This is a genomic window from Vibrio sp. SSH13-20, from assembly GCF_040104475.1.
Taxonomy (GTDB): domain Bacteria; phylum Pseudomonadota; class Gammaproteobacteria; order Enterobacterales; family Vibrionaceae; genus Vibrio; species Vibrio harveyi.
The window spans coordinates 14,435-31,693 of the sequence record NZ_JBECOU010000008.1 but is presented as its reverse complement, the minus strand read 5'-3'; the positions used below and the strand labels follow the sequence as shown (position 1 = coordinate 31,693).

General features: G+C 45.3%; 15 protein-coding genes. 12 read left to right on the top strand and 3 right to left on the bottom strand.

Annotated elements, in window-relative coordinates; translation table 11 throughout:
• Nucleotides 1-4: 4 nt before the first annotated feature.
• Nucleotides 5-748: a sporulation protein gene (locus ABMY42_RS20885; RefSeq protein WP_009697351.1), complete on the bottom strand. Its 744-nt coding sequence runs from the start codon at nt 746-748 to the stop codon at nt 5-7.
• Nucleotides 749-941: 193 nt separating this feature from the next.
• On the opposite strand from ABMY42_RS20885, the gene hutC reads away from it, so the two are divergent.
• From hutC to ABMY42_RS20855, 6 genes are all read left to right on the top strand, one after another.
• Nucleotides 942-1,649 carry a histidine utilization repressor gene (gene hutC / locus ABMY42_RS20880; protein ID WP_005445599.1) on the top strand — a complete coding sequence of 236 codons (708 nt, stop codon included), beginning with the start codon at nt 942-944 and terminating at the stop codon, nt 1,647-1,649.
• 121 nt (nt 1,650-1,770) lie between these two features.
• Entirely contained in the window at nt 1,771-3,021 is a 1,251-nt protein-coding gene (hutI, locus tag ABMY42_RS20875) for an imidazolonepropionase (RefSeq protein WP_349266740.1), read from the top strand.
• Between the two features lies 1 nt (nt 3,022).
• Nucleotides 3,023-4,036 carry a formimidoylglutamase gene (hutG, locus tag ABMY42_RS20870; RefSeq protein ID WP_349266739.1) on the top strand — a complete coding sequence of 338 codons (1,014 nt, stop codon included), beginning with the start codon at nt 3,023-3,025 and terminating at the stop codon, nt 4,034-4,036.
• 113 nt (nt 4,037-4,149) lie between these two features.
• Nucleotides 4,150-5,847: a urocanate hydratase gene (gene hutU, locus ABMY42_RS20865; RefSeq protein WP_349266738.1), complete on the top strand. Its 1,698-nt coding sequence runs from the start codon at nt 4,150-4,152 to the stop codon at nt 5,845-5,847.
• Nucleotides 5,848-5,858: 11 nt separating this feature from the next.
• Complete coding sequence (hutH, locus tag ABMY42_RS20860; RefSeq protein WP_009697346.1) at nt 5,859-7,394, top strand: histidine ammonia-lyase; 1,536 nt, start codon at nt 5,859-5,861, stop codon at nt 7,392-7,394.
• Between the two features lie 576 nt (nt 7,395-7,970).
• Nucleotides 7,971-8,696 carry a DUF3581 domain-containing protein gene (locus tag ABMY42_RS20855; protein WP_349266737.1) on the top strand — a complete coding sequence of 242 codons (726 nt, stop codon included), beginning with the start codon at nt 7,971-7,973 and terminating at the stop codon, nt 8,694-8,696.
• Nucleotides 8,697-8,778: 82 nt separating this feature from the next.
• Here the strand turns inward: ABMY42_RS20855 and ABMY42_RS20850 are convergent, their stop codons facing one another.
• Nucleotides 8,779-9,240 carry an isoprenylcysteine carboxylmethyltransferase family protein gene (locus ABMY42_RS20850; protein WP_005445612.1) on the bottom strand — a complete coding sequence of 154 codons (462 nt, stop codon included), beginning with the start codon at nt 9,238-9,240 and terminating at the stop codon, nt 8,779-8,781.
• Between the two features lie 92 nt (nt 9,241-9,332).
• On the bottom strand, nt 9,333-12,368 hold the full coding sequence (locus ABMY42_RS20845; protein ID WP_349266736.1) for an FAD-binding and (Fe-S)-binding domain-containing protein: 3,036 nt from the start codon (nt 12,366-12,368) through the stop codon (nt 9,333-9,335).
• A gap of 259 nt (nt 12,369-12,627) precedes the next feature.
• On the opposite strand from ABMY42_RS20845, the gene ABMY42_RS20840 reads away from it, so the two are divergent.
• The 6 genes from ABMY42_RS20840 (at nt 12,628) to ABMY42_RS20815 (ending at nt 17,152) form a co-directional block, all read left to right on the top strand.
• Nucleotides 12,628-13,311 (top strand): DUF3334 family protein, encoded by a 684-nt coding sequence (locus tag ABMY42_RS20840; protein WP_009697342.1) that lies wholly within the window; start codon nt 12,628-12,630, stop codon nt 13,309-13,311.
• Between the two features lie 145 nt (nt 13,312-13,456).
• A complete protein-coding gene (locus tag ABMY42_RS20835; RefSeq protein ID WP_005445617.1) occupies nt 13,457-14,152 on the top strand; it encodes a DUF2786 domain-containing protein in 696 nt (231 codons plus the stop codon).
• A 156-nt stretch (nt 14,153-14,308) separates the two neighbouring features.
• Nucleotides 14,309-14,977 (top strand): OmpA family protein, encoded by a 669-nt coding sequence (locus ABMY42_RS20830; protein WP_005445618.1) that lies wholly within the window; start codon nt 14,309-14,311, stop codon nt 14,975-14,977.
• Nucleotides 14,978-15,053: 76 nt separating this feature from the next.
• A complete protein-coding gene (locus ABMY42_RS20825; protein ID WP_050932971.1) occupies nt 15,054-16,031 on the top strand; it encodes a J domain-containing protein in 978 nt (325 codons plus the stop codon).
• A gap of 181 nt (nt 16,032-16,212) precedes the next feature.
• On the top strand, nt 16,213-16,398 hold the full coding sequence (locus ABMY42_RS20820; protein ID WP_005445621.1) for a hypothetical protein: 186 nt from the start codon (nt 16,213-16,215) through the stop codon (nt 16,396-16,398).
• Nucleotides 16,399-16,759: 361 nt separating this feature from the next.
• Nucleotides 16,760-17,152 (top strand): SulA-like leucine-rich domain-containing protein, encoded by a 393-nt coding sequence (locus ABMY42_RS20815; RefSeq protein ID WP_009697340.1) that lies wholly within the window; start codon nt 16,760-16,762, stop codon nt 17,150-17,152.
• The last annotated feature ends 107 nt before the right edge of the window (nt 17,153-17,259 follow it).

The following is a 17,259-nucleotide window of genomic DNA, read 5'->3' as shown; positions in this document are numbered from 1 at the left end:
ATGTTTACAGATTCAATGTCGGCGCAACTGCTGCCGCAACTTCTGAATCAGAAGCTCCAATCGGTAACGAGAAAGAACGGTATTGATCGCCTGACATACTAAATGAACGGTCGATCTCTGCTAAACAGTGAATAATCCCACCATCTAGGATAAATGAGAGTTCGATCTCTTTAGTTGACACAAAACCGTTATTACGAAATTCCAGTTCTTGATAGATACCCGAGCGTGAAGAGAACGTATTGCCACGCAAGAAGCCTTTCTCGACATCCGCTTTCACCATAGTAAAACCCGCTTGTTCGATGGCTTGGATTACACGCGAAGCGACTGGTAACGGCTTAACCTCGATGTAATCTCTATCACGCGGGTCAATCGCAAAGCCAATATCTAGCGTAGTTTCTACCCAAACATGGCATTGATTTTTCTGTGCACTCACAGCTGTGATTGGTGTTTCGTCATGAAGTTTGAGCTCGAATGGCACTTGTTTTTCTTCATTCGGTTGAATGACAAACGGTTCGACCGCTTTAAGTTGGTCTATCGTGAAAGTTTGGTAACTGATACTGTCATCCACTTCCACTTTCATTTCGGTATTGAGCTTGATGGTAATAGCATCAATTTGTTGCTCTACGTCACCACCTTTGATTTGAACATGACCGCGCAGTGTTGCCCCTTGGTACACGCTCATTTCATCTAAGATCGTATCGACTTTAGCTGAGCCGATCCCAAGCGACGCTTTGAGTTTTTTAAACATGCGATTCCTTTGTGACTGTCTATTTTCATTGTTTTGATAAGTCTCTGTTTACACAACTGCAGAAACTCCTGCAAGTAATAGACGACAAGAATGCGGACTAATTCCTTTTATCACTGCAAAAAATAGGTATGTTTGTTTGCAATTTGTCCATAGATTACGCACTATTTGTATAGTCAATTAAAAGGAAATCTTTATGTCTGCGCCACTCTACATGCAAATCAAGCAATTCATCCTCGATAAAATTGACTCGGGAGAGTGGATAGTTGGGCATCGTATTGCGACAGAGATCGAGTTGACTGAGCAGTTTGGTGTGAGTCGAATGACCGTCAACAAAGCCATTCGGGACTTAGTCAACGAGGGGAAACTGCAACGTCGCCCTCGCCTTGGGACTTTTGTTTGTGATCCGGCGGAGAAATCAGAATCGCCCCTTTTAGACATTCGCAATATTGCCGATGAAATCAGTAATCGCGGACGAGAACACCGCAGCGCAGTGTTACAACAAATCGCTATAAAAGCCGATGACGCTATTGCAACCAAGCTTGGCGTGATGTTAGGCACAACAGTATTTTATAGTGAAATCATACACTTTGAAGATAACAACCCGATTCAACTTGAATTGCGTTGGGTCAACAGCCAATATGCGCCAAATTATCTACAACAAGACTTCACTTGTAAGACGCCAAACCAATACCTATCAGACAATTGTCCACTGAGCGCCATAGAGCATACGGTCGAAGCGATTATACCGGATGGACGCGTTAAGCAAGACCTGAAAATGCAAGCCAATGAACCGTGCTTACTCCTCAATCGCCGGACTTGGAGCCAAGATAAACTGGTCAGTACAGCCCTTCTGTATCACCCTGGTAACAAGTACAAATTAAGCTCTAAGATCCTGTTATAAACTGGACGTTACTTCTTCGTTTCGATCACATTTCCGCAACATTAGCCTTGTCAGTGATGCTTTTTTCTCCTATTTATTTGTATATACATTTAAAGAATACGAATTGAAAGGAACGACAAGAATGGATCTGTTGATTGAGAACGCCCGTTTAGTCACGATGCAAGAAGGAGAACATGGTTACCTGCCTTCTCCTCCTGCCCGCGTTGGCATTCGTTCGGGAAAAATCGTTGCCATCAGTACCACAGAAAAAGGCAAAGACAGTGCACAAACCGAATCCATTCTGAATCCAGATCATTACGAACAAACGCTTGACCTTCAAAACAGGTTGTTACTGCCAGGGTTAATAGATTGCCACACCCACCTCGTATACGCGGGTAATCGAGCCAACGAATTTGAAATGCGCCTCAATGATGTGCCTTACGAAACAATCGCCAAGCAAGGCGGCGGTATTCTCTCTACCGTTTATGCCACACGAACCGCAACTAAAGAACAACTAATTGAGCTCGCTTTGCCACGCCTTGACGGTTTGATTGCAAGCGGCCTCACGTCGATTGAAGTCAAATCCGGTTATGGATTAACTCTGGATGATGAAATAAAAATGCTACGTGCAGCCAAAGCCTTGGAACATGAACGTAAGGTTAAGATCACAACCACCTTACTCGCTGCTCATGCGCTTCCTCCAGAATATAAAGATTGCGCTGACGACTATATTCAGCATATTTGTGACGACATTATTCCTCTTGTCGCTCAAGAAAATCTCGCCACCAGCGTCGATGTGTTTTGCGAATCGATAGGCTTTAACTTAGAGCAAACCGAACGCGTCTTTCAATCGGCTACCCAACACGGGTTAAGAGTGAAAGGGCATACTGAGCAGCTTTCTATGCTTGGCGGTACCGCTTTAACCGCTCAATACAATGGTCTGTCTGCCGATCACATCGAATACCTAGATGAACAAGGCGTAATAGCTTTAGCCAGCTCTCCAACGGTTGCGACGCTGCTTCCCGGCGCGTATTACTTCCTACGTGAAACCCAATTACCACCGATTGATTTACTCAGAGAACACAAGGTTCCAATGGCGATTGCAACAGACATCAACCCAGGAACATCCCCGTTTGCTGATTTAACCTTGATGATGAACATGGCATGCACACTTTTCCGTTTAACACCACAAGAGGCATTGCGTGGTGTTACGCAAAACGCTGCAAAAGCATTGGGTTACGGAGAATCTCGTGGCGTCATTGATATTGGCTGTGACGCCGATTTCTCCATCTGGGATATCGAGCATCCAGCAGACCTCAGCTATCAAGTCGGTGCAAAACGCTTAGTAGGTCGTATAGTGAATGGTGAATACGTTTCCCACGGAGGGCATTAAAATGTCTCAATCCGATGTAAATCACCCACCCTTTCACTGGCAAGGTCGTCACGATGCCGAAGATGGAGAACAAGGAAAGCGTGTCCACCACGTGATCAAAAATATCTCCGCCGAAGAACTACCACATGTAAGCGAAGGCGTTTCAATACTTGGCTTTGCTACCGACGCAGGTGTGGCGCGTAACAAAGGTCGCATTGGTGCGAAGAAGTCACCAGATTTAATCCGTCGTGCCTTAGCCAATCTTGCATGGCATCAGGACGCGCCACTTTACGATATAGGAACCGTCGTTTGTGAAGACGATTTACTAGAGTCAAGTCAGAATCTGTGCGCGCATACTATTGCTCAAGTCCTACCCTATAGCCCTGTCGTCGTCTTGGGTGGAGGGCACGAAATTGCGTGGGCTTCATTTTCTGGATTGGCCAAATACTTCAAAACCCATCACCCAGATAAGCAGCCAAAAATCGGTATCATCAATTTCGATGCACACTTTGACTTACGCGCTTTTGAAAGCCCCATTGCAGAGGTAAAGCCAAGTTCTGGTACACCATTCAATCAGATCCATCATTTTTGTCAGCGTAACGATTGGGCATTTCATTACGCCTGCATAGGTGTCAGCCGCAGCAGCAATACTCAGGCTCTTTTTCAAAAAGCAGATCAACTCAACGTCTGGTACGTGGAGGATAATCAGCTTTGTTACATGAACCACAGCTATCATTTAACCCAGCTCCAGCACTTTATCGATGACTGTGATTATCTCTATCTGACGATTGATTTGGACGTATTTCCAGCGGCAACTGCACCTGGGGTAAGCGCGCCAGCAGCGAGAGGCGTGAGCTACGACATCCTTGCACCGTTTCTCGATCGAATACTGCATTACAAGAACAAACTCATGTTGGCAGACATTGCAGAGTACAACCCCACTTATGACGTCGATAGCCAAACGGCTCGATTGGCAGCACGCCTGTGCTGGGATATTGCCAATGCCATGGCAGAGAAAGACCATAAACCCAAATAACCGAATTCAATAACACTTAACTCGAATAATGGTCGGTTCTCATGCCTAGTTATTTGAGGAGAAGTAGCCAAGCAGAGACTTGGATATAAACGTGAAACTAAAGGAGTCTTAAAATGACACAGCGCCAGGGACAAGATCCACGACTTGATACAAGCAGAACAATTCGTGCTCCACACGGTACACAACTGCGCGCCAAATCTTGGCTGACGGAAGCGCCACTTCGTATGCTGATGAACAACCTTGATCCAGATGTAGCCGAGCACCCTCACTCGCTTGTCGTTTATGGTGGCATTGGTCGAGCAGCACGAAATTGGGAATGCTTCGATAAGATTGTTGAAGTGTTAGAAAGACTCGACGATGACCAAACTTTACTCGTCCAATCAGGCAAACCTGTCGGCGTTTTTCCGACGCATAAAAACGCGCCGCGCGTGCTGATTGCGAACTCAAACTTAGTGCCACATTGGGCGAATTGGGAACACTTCAATGAGCTCGATAAAGAAGGCTTGATGATGTACGGTCAAATGACCGCAGGCAGCTGGATTTACATTGGCTCACAAGGCATTGTTCAAGGTACTTATGAAACCTTTGTGTCTGTGGCGAGAAAGCACTTTAAGGGTGATGCCAAAGGTCGCTGGATCTTAACTGGGGGCCTTGGTGGCATGGGTGGTGCTCAACCTCTTGCTGGCACCATGGCTGGCTTTTCCATGATTGCGGTCGAGTGTGACGAATCACGCATCGATTACCGCCTACGTACCGGTTATGTTGACAAAAAAGCAACGTCTTTGGATGAGGCACTAGCGATGATCAAAGAATCTGACGCACCAATTTCAGTTGGTCTACTGGGCAATGCAGCAGATATCTTCCCAGAGCTTGTAGAACGTAACATCACACCAGACGTAGTAACAGACCAAACCTCTGCGCACGATCCATTGAATGGTTACTTACCTCAAGGTTGGAGCATGCCACATGCTGCAGACATGCGTTTACAAGATGAAGCGAGCGTAGTTAAAGCAGCCAAACAGTCGATGGCGATTCAAGTGAAAGCTATGTTGGAGCTTCAAAACCGAGGCGCTGCAACGCTTGATTACGGAAATAACATCCGTCAAATGGCTTTAGAAGAAGGCATTGAGAACGCGTTTGACTTCCCTGGCTTTGTACCAGCTTACATTCGCCCGTTATTCTGTGAAGGCATCGGACCGTTCCGCTGGGCAGCATTATCTGGAGACCCAGAGGACATCTACAAAACCGACCAAAAAGTGAAAGAGCTGATCCCGGATAACCCACATCTACATAACTGGCTAGACATGGCACGCGAACGCATTCAGTTCCAAGGTCTACCAGCACGTATCTGCTGGGTTGGTTTAAAAGATCGAGAACGTTTAGGTCAAGCCTTTAATGAAATGGTGAAGAACGGTGAGCTCAAAGCCCCTGTCGTCATTGGTCGTGACCATCTAGACTCAGGGTCTGTAGCAAGCCCGAACCGTGAAACCGAAGGCATGATGGATGGCTCAGACGCCGTTTCAGACTGGCCACTACTAAACGCATTGCTGAATACCGCAGGGGGTGCGACATGGGTATCTCTTCACCATGGTGGTGGCGTAGGTATGGGCTTCTCACAACACTCTGGCATGGTGATTTGTTGTGACGGCAGTGATGACGCGTCGGAGCGCATTGCACGTGTTCTACATAATGACCCAGCAACGGGGGTTATGCGTCACGCTGATGCAGGATACGACATCGCAAAACAATGTGCAGCTGAGCAAAAACTGGATTTGCCAATGCTCAATGAAGAACTGAAAAAGCTGAAGTAAGGATGAAAGACATGCTCAATTTAACGCTAAAGCCAGGTCATATTAGCTTAAACGAACTACGCCAAGTGAGCCGCTCACCCGTAAACCTTACTCTGGATCCAAACGCGATTCCAGCAATAGAAGAAAGCACTCAAGTGGTCGATCGAGTGATTGCAGAAGACCGGACGGTTTACGGCATTAACACCGGCTTCGGTTTGCTAGCAAATACACGCATTGCACCAGAAGATTTGGAAACACTGCAGCGCAGTATCGTGCTTTCTCATGCGGCTGGTATCGGCAAGTTCATGTCAGACGAAACCGTTCGTTTGATGATGGTATTAAAGATCAACAGCCTCGCCCGTGGGTTCTCTGGCTTACGTTTAAAAGTCATCAACATGTTGATTGATTTGGTGAATGCTCAGGTCTACCCATGCGTCCCTCAGAAGGGCTCTGTAGGCGCATCTGGTGACTTAGCGCCATTAGCTCATATGAGTACGGTTCTTCTTGGTGAAGGTCAAGCTCGCCATAATGGCAAAGTGATTTCAGGTCTAGAAGCACTGCAAATCGCCGGTCTTGAGCCAATCACTCTTGCTCCAAAAGAAGGGTTAGCACTGCTTAATGGTACTCAAGCGTCAACAGCATTTGCACTAGAAGGTTTGTTCATTGCCGAGGACCTGTTCTCATCAGCGACGGTTTGTGGTGCGATGTCAGTAGAAGCGGCTTTAGGCAGTCGTCGTCCGTTCGACCCACGTATCCATCGTGTTCGTGGTCATCGTAGCCAAATGGATGCCGCCTTGGCGTACCGCCACCTGTTAGAAGCGACCAGCGAGATTGGTGAATCTCATACCAACTGTGAGAAGGTACAAGATCCTTATTCACTGCGTTGCCAACCTCAAGTAATGGGAGCTTGTTTGCAGCAAATTCGCAATGCAGCAGACATTCTACAAGTGGAGGCCAACTCTGTGTCGGATAACCCGCTGGTCTTTGCGGAAGATGATGACATCATTTCCGGCGGTAACTTCCATGCAGAGCCAGTCGCTATGGCAGCGGATAACCTTGCACTTGCGATTGCTGAAATTGGTAGCTTGTCAGAGCGACGCATGGCACTGCTTATAGATAGCGCTCTATCTAAGCTTCCTCCCTTCTTGGTCGACAATGGCGGCGTGAACTCCGGCTTTATGATTGCTCAGGTGACATCGGCAGCATTGGCAAGTGAAAACAAAACATTGGCTCACCCAGCTTCTGTCGATAGTTTGCCAACATCCGCAAACCAAGAAGATCACGTTTCGATGGCTACTTTTGCTGCTCGTCGTTTAAAGGAAATGGGAGAGAATACACGTGGCATTTTGGCGGTTGAATACTTGTCAGCTGCTCAAGGGCTAGATTTCCGTGCGCCAAACAAATCTTCAGAGCGTATCGAAATTGCCAAGCAAATGCTGCGTGAGAAAGTGTCGTTCTACGATAAAGACCGCTACTTCGCGCCAGATATCGAGCAAGCCAATGCACTACTCAAGCTCGCTCTGCACAACGCATTAATGCCAGAAAGCTTACTACCAAGCGTGCATTAATACATAATGAGTGATGACTTTAAAGGCTCCTCCGTGGAGCCTTTATTATATTTATATATACCTAAGTAACCTCGAGATGCTAGGTTCAGCGAGAATGACTTGGTTTGTAGACGCGGCGGCGATTTAAAGGTCTAGTGGATCTAAATCAAGAATCGCCAATAAAATATACAAGCCAAGGTCCTTACTATTTGTAAAGAGTACCCTTTGAAAGCGTGTCATTGACTCGCTTTTCTATTAAACCAATGGCTAAGTCAAACAAATTGGAAATTGGAAATAGCTGGCTGTTACGCTGCGTTGTTTTCCTTGCTTGCTTTCGGTAAGTAGGGAATCAATGACAACGCTCTGAACCCTGCATCTTGAAATCACTTGGGTATATACTCATCGCCCGAAGCGAATGGTAAATTCCTGATTTATAGCCATACTGAATAATGTGACACAAAAGCACTCTTTTTGATGCTTAATTGCCCTGCGTTATCGTTTCATTGTTAAGATACAGTGAAGTTTTCACTGGATGGACCATTGCTACGCAGATATTCGCATATAATCCCTGACAGTTTTGGTTACTACGTAAAAATTATGTTTCTAACACCTTATTTTTCAAACACTAATCACCAATTTCAGTTCACTCGTGAGCAAGCAAGTCACTTCGCTAAACGCGTCGCTGGTGATTACAACCCTATCCATGATGAAGACAACAAACGCTTTTGTGTGCCGGGCGATTTACTTTTTGCCGTATTGCTAAGCAAAGAAGGGGTAAGCCAGAAGATGCGTTTCGATTTCTCCGGAATGGTGAACGATGGCGTAGCGCTTCATATCGAGAATAAGTGTGAAAAAGAAAGTGCCGTAGTCGATGAAGCAGGTAAAGAATACCTGCGCATGTCTCGTGAAGGCGAAACTAACCTCAACCCTGAGTTCATTGAACACGTGGTGACTAACTACGTTCAATTCTCTGGCATGAACTTCCCTCACATCATGGTTCCTCTGATGGAAGAGAAACAAATGATGATCAACTGCCAACGACCATTAGTGATCTACGAAAGCATGGAAGTAGAATTCAGTCGTTTAGACCTAACTCATCCAGAAGTAGATTTCACTGGTGCGACGTTCGATGTTGAAGGTAAGCGCGGCGTAGTAACACTAAACTTTGCCTTCAAAGAAGATGGTGAAGTTGTTGGCAAAGGCATCAAGCGCATGGTTGCGAGTGGTCTTAAGCCATACGACCAAGATGCAGTGGACGATTTGGTTCAACGCTTTAACGAGCGCAAGGATGCCTTCCTAGCAAAGTTTGCTAAGGCAGCATAATCATCCCACTGCCGACAGATTTCAAAAAGAAAGCCCAGCGTGTTGCTGGGCTTTCTTTCATCTGTAACTCGGTATCTTTGCGTCAAATCCAGCGACGCACTTGGTTTTTATAATCCAAATAGTCTTCGCCAAACAACCTCTCTAACGCACGTTCTTCTGGCTTTATTTGATAACGGTTCATGTAGGCCACAAACAATACACCACATAAAATAACGCTTAAGTGTTGCCACCACAAACCTATAGCGACAATAACTAATAATAACGCCACATACATTGGGTTACGCGTGTAGGCAAAAACGCCGGAATCCACCACTAGTGAAGCTGTCTCTGGTTTAACCGGATTTACGGTCGTCTTTGCTTTGCGAAATTCATAAACACCGGCAATACCGATAAAACCAGCAAGAATAATGAGCCCCGCCGTAACGAACTCGACAAACGGCACTGTAATTTTCATTTCAGGCATCGCTTCTTTTAACCCATACATCAGCAGTATCATCAAGAAAAATAGAGCGACAGGCGGCACTTTAAGCTCAAGCTTTTTCAATCTTCATATCCTTATGAAAGTAAAAACAGATTCATGTTCAGTTACATAGCACTAATGACAACAAGCCCAGTAAAACTGGGCTTGAGTAAACGTTATAACAAGGTTAGCAAAGCTTGCACTGGGTGTTTAGGTTTGATGCCTTCAAAACGCTTTACTTGGCTTCGACAGGAATACCCTGTAATTAAGCATCGGTCATTATCAAGCTTATCTAAATTTGGTTTCCAGCTTAGATCATAGATATCACGAGACATAGTTAGCTTATCCACTTCATGACCAAAAGTGCCCGCCATACCACAACAGCCTACAGGCACAGTATTCAAGATCGCACCAAAGTGAGCAAAGATTGCCCCCCACTCTTTCTCAGCATTTGGCATTTTTGTTTTCTCAGTACAATGCGCAAACAAATACCAAGGTGCTTGCTCTTTGGTATCTAAAGCCTCGAACTCGCTCAGTCTTGGATAAAGCCATTCATGAGCAGTTAAAACATCAAACTGACCACGCTTACTGCCCAATACCTCAGCATACTCATCGCGATAACAAAGCACTAGCGCGGGATCAACACCCACCATTGGAATGTCTAAATCCGCAACCATCTCCAAGAACTTAGCGGTATCTTGAGCGGTGTGCTTGAACTGGCGTAAGAAACCTTTAATGTGCTGTGCTTTGCCATTTGGCTTAAATGGCAAAAGAACAGGGTTCATACCCAACTTCTTAACCAGCTTGATAAAGTCTTCCACCACCTCAGCATCGTAGTAGCTGGTAAATGGGTCTTGTACAATCAGTACATGCTGTTGTTTGTCCTCACTTGATAAACCACTCAGCACTTGAAGATCATAAGCCGTCGTTAACGTGTCTACACGATCCTTCAAAGTAGGCACAGACAGCAACGGTGCATCGACATAACCCACAGTAGATGCCGTTAAACTTTGCACCCAAGACTGCTTAAGCACTCCATTCACAAGCGTTGGTGCTTTTGCCATTAATGGCAGCATCGACTCAATGTTCGACACCAAGTAATCTTTTGCCGGACGTTGGTAGCGCGAGTGATAGATGTTTAGGAAACGAGAGCGGAAGCTAGGCACATCAACCTTGATAGGACACTGACTCGCACACGCTTTACATGCAAGACAACCATTCATTGCCTCGTATACTTCGTGAGAGAAATCATACTCATGACGACGATTGATTGAATGACGTACACGGTCGATCATGGTTTTGATAGGCGTTTTATTTTCTAGCGTCTGCTTCTCTAAGTCGAGAATATCAATGCCTTGCTCTGTCAACTGACGTAACCATTCACGCACCAAACCTGCTCGCCCTTTTGGTGAATGGCGACGATCTGCTGTCACTTTCATCGAAGGGCACATCGGCGAGCTCGTGTCGTAGTTAAAACATAAGCCGTTCCCGTTACACTCCATTGCCTGCTTGAAGCTATCACGCACCTGAACGTCAATCTGACGGTCGAAGTAGCCACGTTTCGTATCCGTGACTTTCACAAGTTCTGCATCGCTGTTTAACGGTGTACAGATTTTGCCAGGGTTCATTTTATTGTGCGGGTCGAACGCCGCTTTTACACGTCGTAGCTCGGTAAACAGTTCCTCACCGAAGAACTCAGGTCCATATTCAGAACGAAAACCTTTTCCGTGCTCACCCCACATCAAGCCACCGTATTTGGCCACCAGCTTAACAACCTCGTCTGAGATTTCATGCATTAAGGCTTCTTGATGAGGATCGCATAAATCCAATGCAGGACGGACGTGAAGTACGCCAGCGTCTACATGACCAAACATACCGTAGTTGAGTGACTTCGCATCCAGCAGTTCACGGAACTCAACAATAAAGTCCGCTAGATTCTCTGGCGGCACACAAGTGTCTTCCGCGAACGCTACCGGCTTAGCACGCCCTTTCGCGGCCCCCAACAGCCCCACAGCCTTTTTACGCATGTTGTATATACGCCCGATGCTCGCAACATCATTGCATACTTGATATCCAATAATACCCGCTTCTTCGGTCTCTAGCATGCTATCAAGTCTGCTCGTCAGGGAGGTCACTTGCGCGGCAACTTCCTCTTCATCTTGACCTGCGTATTCCACCATATTGATGCCAAGCATCTCTTTGTTGGGAACGTCGGTGATCAGGTCGCTGACGGTGTGCCAGACAATGTCTTGTTTGGCAAGGTTAAGCACCTTAGAGTCAACGGTTTCGACTGATAGAGCATTTGCCTCAACCATAAATGGAGCGTTACGTAATGCAGAGTCAAAACTGTTGTATTTTACGTTAACTAACGTTCGAGCTTTAGGGATGCGAGTTAAGTTAAGTTTTGCCTCGGTAATGAATGCCAACGAACCCTCAGCCCCACACAATACGCGAGTAATATCAAAACGATCTTCCTGCTCATCAAACGCGTTCTTTAAGTCATAACCGGTTAGAAATCGATTTAATGGTGGAAACTTATCATTAATTTGCTGACGCTTATCACGACACACCGCTTCGGTAATGCGCATCGCGTTGTAGGCAAATTCACCTTCAATGGGCATACCATGAGACAGATCCGATTCTAAGATGGAACCGTCAGCAAACACCGCTTGCAGTGACAAAACATGATCTGACGTTTTACCGTATTTGAGAGAACCTTGACCAGATGCATCGGTATTGATCATCCCACCAATCGTTGCTCGGTTACTGGTCGATAAGTCTGGTGAAAAGAAGTAACCATATGGGCGCACGGCATCGTTGAGTTGGTCTTTGACCACTCCCGTTTGAACACGCACCCAACCTTGCTCTTCGTTAACCTCTAACACTTTATTCATGTGACGCGACAAGTCGACCACAATGCCTTTGGTTAACGACTGTCCATTGGTACCTGTTCCGCCTCCACGTGGTGAAAACGTTATACGTTCATAAGCTTCCTTATTGCTCAACCGACCAATAAGGGAGACATCTTGAGTGTTTTTTGGGTGAACTACAGCCTGAGGAAGTTGCTGGTAGACACTGTTATCGGTGGCTACCGCAAGGCGGCTAGAATACTGGCTTTCAATATCGCCAGTGAACCCGGATTGCTCAAGTTCTTTGAGAAAACTCAGAACAAGAGGATCGACATCCGTTTGCGAGTGTAATCTTGGTAACATTTGCTTCCTGCCCCTACTGCGCTGATCCAATCAGCTGCGGGTTATGTAATTTTTAAGCACCCACGCCTCGGAACTACACCGTCAACAGCAGAAGACAGAGACATGAATGAGGTAATATTCTTTGAATTACGTCACTTTACAACATTTAAAAAGGCGTTCAAATCAGAATCTCCAAACAAGAATTAAACTTATGCTTTATTTTTTGAGGCTTGATGCCTTACATTGAAAGGGAAATAGCCCTTTAATATGAGCTTTCAGGATGAAAAAAAATAAAGTTGTAACCACTGAAGATATCCTTCTAAAACTTTGCCAGTCGGTTTCTGGCGTTCTTACTTCGGCGACTTCCTCTCAAGTTAACTACTCAGCAATGGTGCAAAAGATCAACAAAACCAGCCTCAAGCCGGATTTTGGTTGTTTTGTACTGTTTGACGGTGGGTTTACTGGATTGGTGGTCATTAACTTTACTGCTAAAGCGGCACTGGAGGTCTACACCAACTACATGCGCAATATGGGCATGCCAGAAGAGGAGTTAGCGATCTCGCACACCTCTGACGAAGTAGGTGATGTTCTTGGTGAGCTGATGAATCAGCTGGTTGGCGACTTCACCAACAAGATCCGCAAAGAGCTACAAACCAACATTACTCAAAATCAACCCAAAATGTTGGCTCTGAATAAACAGGTAATTTTGCAAGTAGACACCAACCTCGACCGACCTCAAGCGCGTCGCGTGACCTTCTCTACGGCAAATAACAACATTTTCTACTTAGAACTTGCGATGGACAAAACCGAGTTTATTCAACTTGAAGAGTTTGAGGTGGCGGAAGACGAGAGTCCAGACGACATTTTAGAAGCGACTCGCAAAAGTATGGAAGATAAGCAAGCGTCACAATCAAGTGGTTCTAAAAATGACGCAGATGATCTGTTAGACCAGTTAGGTTTATAACGTTTCAATCGCTATTAACACCGTATTAAGCCCCTTTTAATAAGGGGCTTTCTTTTTGCTCACAGCTCACCTTTCTGGCGTTTTTAGTGCGAAAAAGGTAATATGTCCGACTTCTTAAATTTTCTGCTCTTGGTACTGTTCATCGATGGATAAACAAAAAGCTCTGAAGAAAATCGCCAAATGTTTAGAACTGGGTAATTCCGCCAACGTCAATGAGGCTGCAAACGCCATCAAAATGGCGCATCGTTTGATGCTTAAATACGGGTTGGATAAAGATGACATTGAGTTTATCAAGATGGGTAAGACGCAATCGTCACACCTGCTGCCAGCCAACATCAGTTCAACATTGCTGCGTGTGATCCGCGGTATTAACACTAAATTTGGTGTCGAGGCAGTACTTCTAAACCATAAAGGATTAAAACGAGTTGAGTTTATCGGTGAAGCAGACCGTGCGATTTTTGCTGCATTTGCATTCGATATTATCTATCGTGAAATGAACGAAAGTACTGGTCAGTTTCGTAACAGCTTTGCCGGTTCAGGCACCTCATCAATGGAAGTCACTCGTCGCGTGAACTCTTTTGTTTCAGGTTGGGTTGAAGGAGCACTTGAGAAACTACCAGTGATCTCCCCTGATGAAGAGTCCGCAAATAAGATCAATAACTACATTGATAAAGAATTTAAAAACATCGACCGAGAGACGTTCAAGAAACAACTCAAAGAAGCGATGAAAAACCTCACAGCAGATTATGAAGTTGGCCTAAAGAAGGGTCGTAAGGTCTCCGTTAACCGCGGAGTGGGCGGAGAGCAAGCGAGAAAAATGTTGGATAACCCATCGAAGTGAACCTATCACTGGTTATTCAATCGCCAACTATCAGAAAAAGCTGACGAACGTCCTACCAATCTGACGTTCACATAACAAATATCAATACCTTCTATTCCATAATTCACATCCCATTATGAGGCGCCATTGCGCCTCGGCTTATACGGAGATTTTCCTTTGAAAAAGATGTCTATTGCACTTGCGCTAGTGCTGGCTCTTACAGGCTGTCAAGCAACCCAACGCCAAAACGCAACCACAGGTGAATACGAAACAAATTCAACCACACAAGGTGCGCTTATCGGTGCGATTGCCGGCGCAGCAATCGGTCTTGCGACGGGCGACAATGCAAAAGAACGTCGTCAACATGCATTAATTGGCGCTGCAGCTGGTGGCGCAACTGGTGCTGGCATTGGTTACTACTTTGACCAACAAGAAGCAGAATTGCGTCGTGCACTACTGAATTCAGGTGTGCAAGTTGAACGCGTAGGTGAAAACAAACTGCTTCTTCGCATGGAAAACGGCATTGGCTTCTCTTCAAGCTCTTACCAATTAGACGCAAGCATCCATAACACACTACGTGGCGTGGCGCGCATTCTGGTTGAATACCCAGACACTAGCCTTGTGATCGATGGTTACACCGACAGTACTGGTAGCGATTCATACAACCAAACGCTATCTGAGCGTCGTGCTGAATCGGTACGTCAATACCTAGTATCACAAAACGTCGCAGCAGGTCGCGCAATCGCACGTGGCTACGGTGAGCGTAATCCAATTTGCTCAAACCAAACTTCTGAAGGCCGTGCTTGCAACCGTCGTGTTGAAATCCAGATCTTGCCACTGAAGTAATTTGGTTGCACCATATCGGTAATAACTAAAATTACCGGAGCAGGTCTAGCGATAAGCGCTAGACCTGACATACCTCATGTGTTTCAAAACTTTTGCCCTTTCTCTGGTATTGATGACCAGTCTGACGGGCGCAGCATTCGCCTCCCAAAACCCAACTCAGCCTGAGGCGCAATTCGAACTAGCGCAGCAACTGGCTCTATCCCCTAATCCAACTTCACCTAATGACGCACGCTATTGGTTAGAACAATCGGCACATCAAGGGTATATTCCAGCGCAAAAGCAGTTAGCCGAAGACTACGCTAGAGGTTTAACCGGAGACGTAGATTACACCTTAGCAGTGTATTGGTTTACATCAGTGGCACTGGATGATCCAAACGATCGCGGGTTCTTGTTGGCTGATTTTGTAGAACATCATCAGCAAGAAGTATCAAACGCCGATTTGGTTGAAGCCTGGTATCAACTTTCGGCTTTAAAAAACCCACAAGCAGAGCAAGCGTACAATCAATTTTTGGAAGCGCGGTTTAACCAATTACGAGCTAAACAAGTATCGGAAATCGTCGAGTTAGACAAAAAAGCCACCGACGAAGAAGAACAAGACCAAAAACAAGCGAAGTCCACGCAACAAGCACAAGAGTCCACACTTTGGTACTTCTTTGGCGCCCTAGGTGCTGCTTTAGTAATTGCTGGAGGCGCATTCGCAACTCGTCGACATCGTCAGAATATCAATGTAAATACCGCCCACCAAGTATCTAGAACGCTGCAGTTAGAAACTCAAACTAAAGAACTTGAATTTGCAAATAAGCAGCTTAAACATCAACTTGAAAAGGTATTCAAAGAGTTTAGGAAGATCAAAGGTCAATCGGAAGGACACAGATTGGCTGTAGCATGCGCCATGTTCGGTTATACCCCACAGAGTATCCCAGACAGTAAAGCAGTGAAATTGCGCTACAGACAACTATCAAAGCTCTATCATCCTGATTCCAGAGGAAGTGAAGAAGAAATGAAGCGTTTAAATCAGGCGTTTAAAACCATTTCACAGAATGTTACAAAATAGTAAAACCAAGTCAAACCCCTTTAGCATGCGAGCTTTTCTGCCTCTAAAATAAAGGCTCGCAATCGATCTCCCTCTCAAACAAATTAACAGACATTTAACCTAGCTATCTTTTGTATGCCATAATACTTGGCGAAAAATAACACCTAGCGACTCAAAATTCATGTAGGTGGGGAGAAAATCAATGTTCACTGAAGAAGGCACCTGTGACTGGTGCAAAAAACCTAGCTTTGTTACTCGTCATGATTACCTAGATGGTAAATACCATCGTTCTTGCAAATCTTGCTACGACATCGCCAAAATTGATGTGCGCCTCTTTAACCAAGGTGAATTGCAAATGCGTGAACGTATGGTTCAGCGAGCAAGCTAACCACAACAAATCAATGGAACTGATTTTCAAAGGCGCCTTGTTTAAGGCGCTTTTTTGATCGTATCAGCTTACCACTTTCCATCCTGTCTTTTCGTCTCCGAGTCAAATCCTACTGTGCAACCCCTGTCTATACAGTAGAAAAACACTGTATAGACAGGAAGCGCAATGTCGATGAGTTCACATTTTCTCACACTGCCAATCTACACTCGATAATAATTTCATCCCTACAATTCAATAACTTAGCAAAAACCCAAGCCATAAACATGCGACATTTATTCTAAGTCATCGATAAAAATGGGTTGATCAGACTTCGAAAACAAACTACTGTATACACATACAGCATGTATAAAGGAACAGTAAGATGCAGTTACAAAGTCAAACTCATACATACTCTCGCTACAACGTATTGGCGCAAGCAACACAACCGATGGATGTCTCTGACCAACTTCTTTCTCAGTTGGCAGTATTATCTCAGCAACAGCAGTGGATTTTGTTTACTGCTCAGTGCCCGCGTCCTGATTTTGAGCAACTTGCTGCTTCTAATATTCGCTGTCAAAACATCATTCAGATGAAGCCATCTCAGCAACTTTCTGAAGTGGAAATCGTTATTAAAGCCATCCAATCTGGCAATGCTAGCGCAGTTGTTGCTTCGAATGAGATTGCTCTTATCAATCAATCTATGCTTCGTGACATCGCTCAGCGTTATCAGTGCGAAGTCTTTTTCGTCGAAGGCCGTCCAAGCCAATACCACTAATAATATCGACGTTATCCATCCTGCATCTCGCCTCCTTTTAAGGGGGCTTTTTTATACCAAAACAAAATAAGGCAAACGTTTGCTTTTTCTCTGGCGAGTTAAAATAG